Below are 6,656 nucleotides of genomic sequence, written 5' to 3'. Positions count from 1 at the left end.
TGCTCGGCGGGCGCATGGGCTACCGCGCGCACGCGGACCGGATGGCCGGCTGCCGCGACCAGCTCGCCGAAGCGTTCGCCGCCGTCCGCTGCGACGACGAGCCGGTCGAGACGCTCGACCAGGACGACCGCTGCTACCGCGCGGTGACGAAGGCGCTGCAGGCCCACGACGACGTGGTCGCGATCTACAACAGCGGCGCTGGCTCGGCCGGCATCGAAGCGGCGCTGCGCAAGGCCGGCGCGGCCGGCAAGGTCGTGTGGATCGGCCACGAGATGATCGACCTGCACCGCACCTTCATCGAAGCCGGCGCGATGGATCTCGCGATCGACCAGGATCCGGACGGGCAGGTGATTTCCGCGCTGCAGCACGTGCTGCATGCGTGCGGGATCGTCGAACAGCCGCCGCCGGTCGATCCCGTCGAATTCCGCGTGTTCTGCCCGGCAAACGTGAGGACGAGCGCCTACCTGCCGGCCTGAATTCCAACGCCCGGCACACCGTCTGTCGCGCCGCATCCGCGTTGCGAAAAAATCGACCGCCGCATTGGCGATTTTTCGTCAACGTTTGTCATGCAACCCGCGCCCCGCATCCGTACATTGGGCAGCCAATCCCACGACAATGGCGGACAGGAGACGATGGCTGAACCGATCCTCATCGGCGTGAACCTCGACGGCGTGCTCGAACACGACGGCCTGCCGTTGCCCGCGCCCGCCGAACGCTTCCGGATGGTCGCCGGCGCCGGCGTATTCGACTATGTCGAAAAGAATCCGGCGCGCGGCGAAGACCTGTCGCCGTATTTCACGCTGGTCGAACGTCATGCGCTGCCGATTCGCGTGATCGGCGGCATCTGGTGCGCGGGGCGCGATGAAGCACACGTCGCCGAGATCGTCGACGCGGGCGCGCGTTTCGGCAGCACGGCGCTCAACTGTCAGCTGCATGCGCATCACGCGGACGGCCATCCGCTGTCCGACCGCGAAGTCGCCGATTTCTACCTGCGCGCCTACGAGCGCGGCGAGCGAGCCGGCTGCCTGCCGAGCCTCGAAGTGCACGTCGACATGTGGAGCGAGGGTTTCACGCGCGTCGCACGTGTCGCGCGGCTTGTCGAACAAGCCGGCGTGCCGTTCCGGATCACGCTCGATCATTCGCACCTGTTGTTCAAGATCGGCAATCGCGCCGAGCTCGACGCATCGGGCATGCACGACGCGGCCGACGACGGCCGCCGGTTGCTCGACCCGGCATCGCCCGACGCCCTCTACACCGACTGGATCGCGCGCGGCTGGGTCCGGCATGCGCATGCGCGCAGCGTGATGCCGAACAATCCGGACAACCCGTGGATGCGCCGCGCCGACGGCCGGCCCGGGCGCGGCATCCAGTATCCGTTCGTCGCACCCGCACCGGGCGCTTATCACGCCGCATGGCACGCGGCGGCACTCGACACGTGGAAGGCCGCGCTTCGGCAGTTGCTGCACGCGCAGGCCGGCGTACAACCGGCGCGCGTCGAGCAGATCAGCTGCGAGTTCATCCCGTTCCCCGACTACGGCGGCGGCGCACGCTATTCGATCTTCGACAACAACGTCGCGTGCGCGCACTGGCTGCGCGACACGTGGCACACCCTCGCCGCGCCACCGACAGCCGACCTCGCGCGCACCGGCACCTGATTCGAACCCCGCCCCCCACTCGAACCCCAAGGACAGAACGATGACGCAGGCCTTCCATTTTTCGCTGAACCGGATGAGCGCACCGCGCTTGCCGTTCGACCGTTACGTCGCGCTATGCCGGCGCCTCGGCGTCGACACGATCGAGATCCGCAACGATCTCGACGGCGTCGAGATCGCCGACGGCACGCCGGCCACCGCCGTGCGCGCGACGGCCGAAGCCGGCGGCGTGACGATCCTGACGATCAACGCGCTGCAGCGCTTCGAGCAATGGAACGCCGAGCGCGCAGACGAGGCGACCGTGCTGGCCGACTATGCGGCGCAATGCGGCGCGCGTGCGCTGGTGCTGTGCCCGACCAACAGCCGGAGCGACACGCGCGGCGCGGACGAGCGCCATGCGGACCTCGTGAAGGCGCTGAAGGCGCTCAAGCCGATCCTCGACGCGCGTGGCCTGCTCGGCTTCATCGAGCCGCTCGGTTTCGAGGAATGCGCGCTGCGTCGCAAGTCGGATGCGGTGAAGGGCATCTACGACGCGGCGGGCGAGCAGGTGTTCCGGCTCGTGCACGACACGTTTCACCACCACCTGTCGGGCGAGGACATCTTCTTTCCGAACCTGACGGGCCTCGTGCACATCTCGGGCGTCGAGGAAGACGACCTGCCGGTCGACCGGATGCGCGACGGCCATCGCGTGCTGGTCGGCGACGCCGACCGGCTCGGCAATATCCGGCAACTGCGCGAACTGCTCGCGCGCGGCTATCGCGGCGCGTTCTCGTTCGAGCCGTTCGCAAACGAAATCGCCGAAGCCGACGACATCGAGGACCGGCTGCGTTCGAGCATCGACTACGTGCGCGGTGAGCTGGCGGCTCGATGACTGCCGCCACGGCGTGCGGTCGACTCGAACCACGCGCCGGCGGAAAACCACGAAATCAACAGGAGAACGGAATGATCGAATTCGCGTTGTTCGGCGCGGGACGCATCGGCAAGATCCACGCGGCGAATCTCGCGCGCCATCCGGGTGCGAAGCTGAAGTACGTCGTCGACCGGCACGCGCCGTCGGCCGAAGCGCTGGCCCACGCGCACGGCGCGCAGGTGGCCGACGTAGAACGCGCGCTCGGCGATCCGGCGGTTACGGCGGTCGTGATCGCATCGAGCACCGACACGCATGCCGACCTGATCGTCGCGGCGGCGAATGCGGGCAAGGCCGTGTTCTGCGAGAAGCCCGTCGACCTGACCGTCGAGCGCTCGCGTGTATGCGCGGACGTCGTCCGGCGCAGCGGCGTGACCTGCATGATCGGCTTCCAGCGCCGCTTCGACCCGACGTTCGCCGCTCTGAAGGCGCGCGTCGAGCGCGGCGAGATCGGTGCGCCTGAAATGCTGGTCGTCACGAGCCGCGACCCGGGCGCGCCGCCCGTCGACTACATCCGCAGCTCCGGCGGCATCTTCAAGGACATGCTGATCCACGATTTCGACGTGTTCCGCTGGATCCTCGGCGACGAAGCGCAGACGCTGCACGCGACCGGCAGCTGCCTGACCGATCCGGCCGTGCACGATGCAGGCGACATCGATTCGACCGCCGTGACGATCCGCACGCGGCGCGGGCTGCTGTGCCAGATCAACACGTCGCGGCGCGCGGCCTACGGCTACGACCAGCGTTTCGAGCTGCTCGGCAGCCACGGGATGCTGCAGGCCGGCAACGTGCGGCCGACCGAAGTGAGCGCGTGGCTCGCGGCCGGCATCGCGACGGATGTGCCGGAGCCGTTCTTCCTCGATCGCTACCGGCATGCGTATGCGGCCGAGATCGCGCACTTCGTCGACGCGCTGCGCGACGGCACGCCGGTCCGCACGACGATCGACGACGGGCTCGCCGCGCTCGAACTGGCCGAGGCCGCGATGACGTCATGGAAAACGGGGCGCGTAATCGAGCTGTAACGTCACCGGTAGCAAGCGGCGGCACACCGCGCGAGCGGGCCGCCGCCGGACGATCGGCCGCACACCGGGACGGCCTGCAGCGAGCACGCCGTCGCATCGGGAAAATTTGCCGAGGCGTCGCGCGGCGTAGGCGTGAAAGCACGTATGATGGCGAATTGATCTGCGTCGCCGACATTCCGCTTTTTCACCACCATGCTCGATCACCTCATCTGCGACTGCGACGGCGTGCTCGTCGACAGCGAAGTCATCGCCGACCGCGTCCTGCTCGACACGCTGTCCGCCACGTTCCCGAATCTCGATTTCGAAGCCGCCGCCAAGTCGGCGTTCGGCCAGCAGACGTCGCGCTTCCTGGCGGGAATCGAATCCCGCTTCGGGATCGAGATGCCAGCCAACTTCATCGAGACCATCGAGCACAACATCGAGAGCGCGCTGGCGCAATCGCTCGCGCCGATCTCCGGCGTGCGCGACGCGCTGCTGAAGGTGACCCTGCCGGTGGCCGTCGTGTCGAACAGCCGGCTCGCGCGCGTGCGCAGCTCGCTGAAGCGTGCGTCGCTCACCGAGATCTTCGGTGAGCGCGTGTTCAGTTCCGAGCAGGTAGCGCGGCCGAAGCCCTACCCCGATGTGTACCTGCATGCGGCGCACACGCTCGGCGTCGCGCCGGAGCGCTGCATCGTCGTCGAGGACAGCGTGTCGGGGTTGAATGCCGCGCGTGCGGCGGGCATGAAGACGATCGCGTTCGTCGGCGCGAGCCACATCCCCGACAACTACGCGGACGCGCTTCGCGCGATGGGCATCACGCGAATCATGCGCAAGATGGACGAACTGCCGGCGTTCGTCGAAGCCGGCATGCGCGGCGAATTCGGCGACGTGCAGTCCTGATGCTTTTGACGGCCCGACCAGGCTGATCGGGCCGATCCGGCGTGCGCCGGTTCACGCACGCCGTGCCACGGGCGCGAACGCGCCCGCCTTCCTTTCCCTCAGGCCGGCTCGCAGCAGCGCTCGCGCGCGGCGGCCAGCGCCTCGCGGAACTCGACGAGTTCCGCGATCGTCAGCATCGGCAGCCCGTGCTGTTGCGCGAAACGCTCGACATCGTCGCCACGCGTCATCGTGCCGTCCGGATTCATCAGCTCGCACAGCACGCCGGCCGGCTTCAGGCCCGCGAGGATCGACAGGTCGACCGTGCCTTCGGTGTGACCGCGGCGTGCCAGCACGCCGCCCGGTTGCGCACGCAACGGAAACACGTGGCCGGGACGCACGATGTCGTGCGGCTTCGCACCTTCTGCGATGGCCGCGCGGATCGTCGTCACGCGATCGGCCGCCGATACGCCCGTATGCACACCCTCGCGTGCCTCGATCGATACGGTGAACGCGGTGCCGTTGCGGCTCTCGTTGGTCTGCACCATCGGCGGCAGCTCGAGCGCACGCACCGTGTCGTCGGTCAGGCACAGGCACACGATGCCGCTGCATTCGCGGATCAGCAGCGCCATCGTCTCGGGCGTGATGCGCTCGGCGGCAACGATCAGGTCGGCTTCGTTCTCGCGGTCGTGGTCGTCCTGCAGCACGACCGCACGGCCTGCGCGCATCGCTTCGAGCGCGGCGGCGATGCGCGGCGGCACCGGTTCGGAATCCAGCAACGGGAGATCGGCAAAGGCGTCGGCGGGTGCCGACGAAATGGACATCAAGGACATGTGAAACGCTCCTCGCGAATACGATTTGGGCGAAAAACGTTTCAGGGCATTGCAAACAGACAGAACGACAACCCGCTTCGCACGCACGGCAAAGCGGCCCTGACGGACATGACTATCTGCACATCTTCTCTCATCCGGACTATGACCGTCGGCTCTGGCATTCGACCAGATCTGCTGACCCCGCGCGGATGCGCGGGCGCTCGCGGGCTCGCCGGCTTACGCCAGCCTACCGCCGGTGGGGAATTTCGCCCCGCCCTGAAGACGCACTGATTGCCGGATGGAGCAACCCCATCTGCGGCGGGCCAAGCATACAACAGCTGCGCGCGCGGCGCAGCGAACACCCTCTAAAACCTTACTGACGACTCCGTCTAACGGCATCGTCCAAACGGCCGACGAGCGACCTGCGATCGCGCCCGAGCGACGCGAACGCAGCCCGCTTCCGTGCGACCTGCGTTGCGCGATCAGCCGGCCGCGTGCGCGGCATGTGCTGCGTGCGCCGCATCGGGCACCAGCCAGCGCGGCGGCACCTCGGGGCTCACCGTCACGCGAAACGCACGCGCTTCGCTGTCGCCCGGGTTGCGCAGGCTGTACGGCTGGTCAGCATCGAACACGATCGCATCGCCGGTGGCAAGCAACTGGCGGCGCTCATGCACGCTGACTTCGAGCGTGCCCTCGCTGACGACGAGGTTGACCGTCGTGCCGGGTGCGCGGCGGGCGCCGGGCTCCGTATGCAGCGGCGCGATCCGCAGCTCGTGGAATTCGGCCGCGGCCGGCTCGCCTTCCGGGTACAGCGCGCGCGCCGAGAAGCGGCCGTTCGAGCTGACGACCCGCGACGCGCGCTCGGCCGCCAGATGCTCGAAGCCATTCACCGCATGGCGGCGCAGGAATGCGGCGACCGAGACCTTCAGCGCCGCGGCGATCTTGCAGAGCACCTTGATCGACGGCACGCTGCGCGCCGACTCGATCTGCGCGAGCATCGCACGCGACACGCCGGACAGCCGTGCGAGCGCATCGAGCGACAGTTGCCGCTCGGCGCGCAACCGCGCGAGGTTCACGCCAACGACCTGTTCGAGAACGTCGAGCGACGCGGACGCCCGCGCATCGGCGGCGTTGCCGGACTCGAAGGAAGACACGTCGCGCACGAGCGCCAGGGATGAAGACATAGCATTGCCTCCGGGCCGCTTGTGCAGCCCTGCGTATGGGGTAAGCCGGGATCGGAATCGGGTTGCGCCAGCAACGGCGCGTATCGAGACGCTATCACCCGGCCTTGCGCCGGCAAACGAAGTTATCTTCACACCGTTATCAGCATCGCGGAGGAATGCGTTTCTCGCGAACCTTTTCCTGCCGCTATCGCGTCGCACGAGCGCCGCTCATTGCATCGCTCATT

Annotated in this window: 7 protein-coding genes and 1 riboswitch; of the genes, 5 read left to right on the top strand and 2 right to left on the bottom strand. The window is 68.0% G+C overall.

Annotated features, from left to right (window positions below; genetic code table 11):
* The 5 genes from G3O00_RS38555 to G3O00_RS38535 all read left to right on the top strand — a co-directional run.
* A partial coding sequence (locus G3O00_RS38555) for a substrate-binding domain-containing protein (RefSeq protein ID WP_206146141.1) occupies positions 1-476 on the top strand: 476 nt, incomplete at its 5' end.
* 156 nt (positions 477-632) lie between these two features.
* Entirely contained in the window at positions 633-1,655 is a 1,023-nt protein-coding gene (locus tag G3O00_RS38550) for a xylose isomerase (protein ID WP_206146140.1), read from the top strand.
* 40 nt (positions 1,656-1,695) lie between these two features.
* Complete coding sequence (locus tag G3O00_RS38545; protein ID WP_206146139.1) at positions 1,696-2,523, top strand: TIM barrel protein; 828 nt, start codon at positions 1,696-1,698, stop codon at positions 2,521-2,523.
* A 71-nt stretch (positions 2,524-2,594) separates the two neighbouring features.
* The gene (iolG, locus tag G3O00_RS38540) at positions 2,595-3,581 is read left to right on the top strand and encodes an inositol 2-dehydrogenase (protein WP_206146138.1); all 987 of its coding nucleotides are present in this window, start codon (positions 2,595-2,597) and stop codon (positions 3,579-3,581) included.
* Positions 3,582-3,773: 192 nt separating this feature from the next.
* The gene (locus G3O00_RS38535; protein WP_174930690.1) at positions 3,774-4,460 is read left to right on the top strand and encodes an HAD family hydrolase; all 687 of its coding nucleotides are present in this window, start codon (positions 3,774-3,776) and stop codon (positions 4,458-4,460) included.
* 98 nt (positions 4,461-4,558) lie between these two features.
* On the opposite strand, the gene ribB is transcribed toward G3O00_RS38535, so the two are convergent.
* Positions 4,559-5,269 carry a 3,4-dihydroxy-2-butanone-4-phosphate synthase gene (gene ribB / locus G3O00_RS38530; protein WP_011353122.1) on the bottom strand — a complete coding sequence of 237 codons (711 nt, stop codon included), beginning with the start codon at positions 5,267-5,269 and terminating at the stop codon, positions 4,559-4,561.
* A gap of 118 nt (positions 5,270-5,387) precedes the next feature.
* A riboswitch (FMN riboswitch) is annotated at positions 5,388-5,536 on the bottom strand.
* A gap of 194 nt (positions 5,537-5,730) precedes the next feature.
* Positions 5,731-6,432 (bottom strand): XRE family transcriptional regulator, encoded by a 702-nt coding sequence (locus tag G3O00_RS38525; protein WP_011353124.1) that lies wholly within the window; start codon positions 6,430-6,432, stop codon positions 5,731-5,733.
* Positions 6,433-6,656: the final 224 nt, after the last annotated feature.

The organism is Burkholderia sp. Ac-20384 (assembly GCF_017104605.1).
In the GTDB taxonomy this organism is placed as follows: Bacteria; Pseudomonadota; Gammaproteobacteria; order Burkholderiales; family Burkholderiaceae; genus Burkholderia; species Burkholderia lata.
Note: the sequence above shows the minus strand (reverse complement) of the source record. Positions and strands in the feature narration are given on the sequence as shown.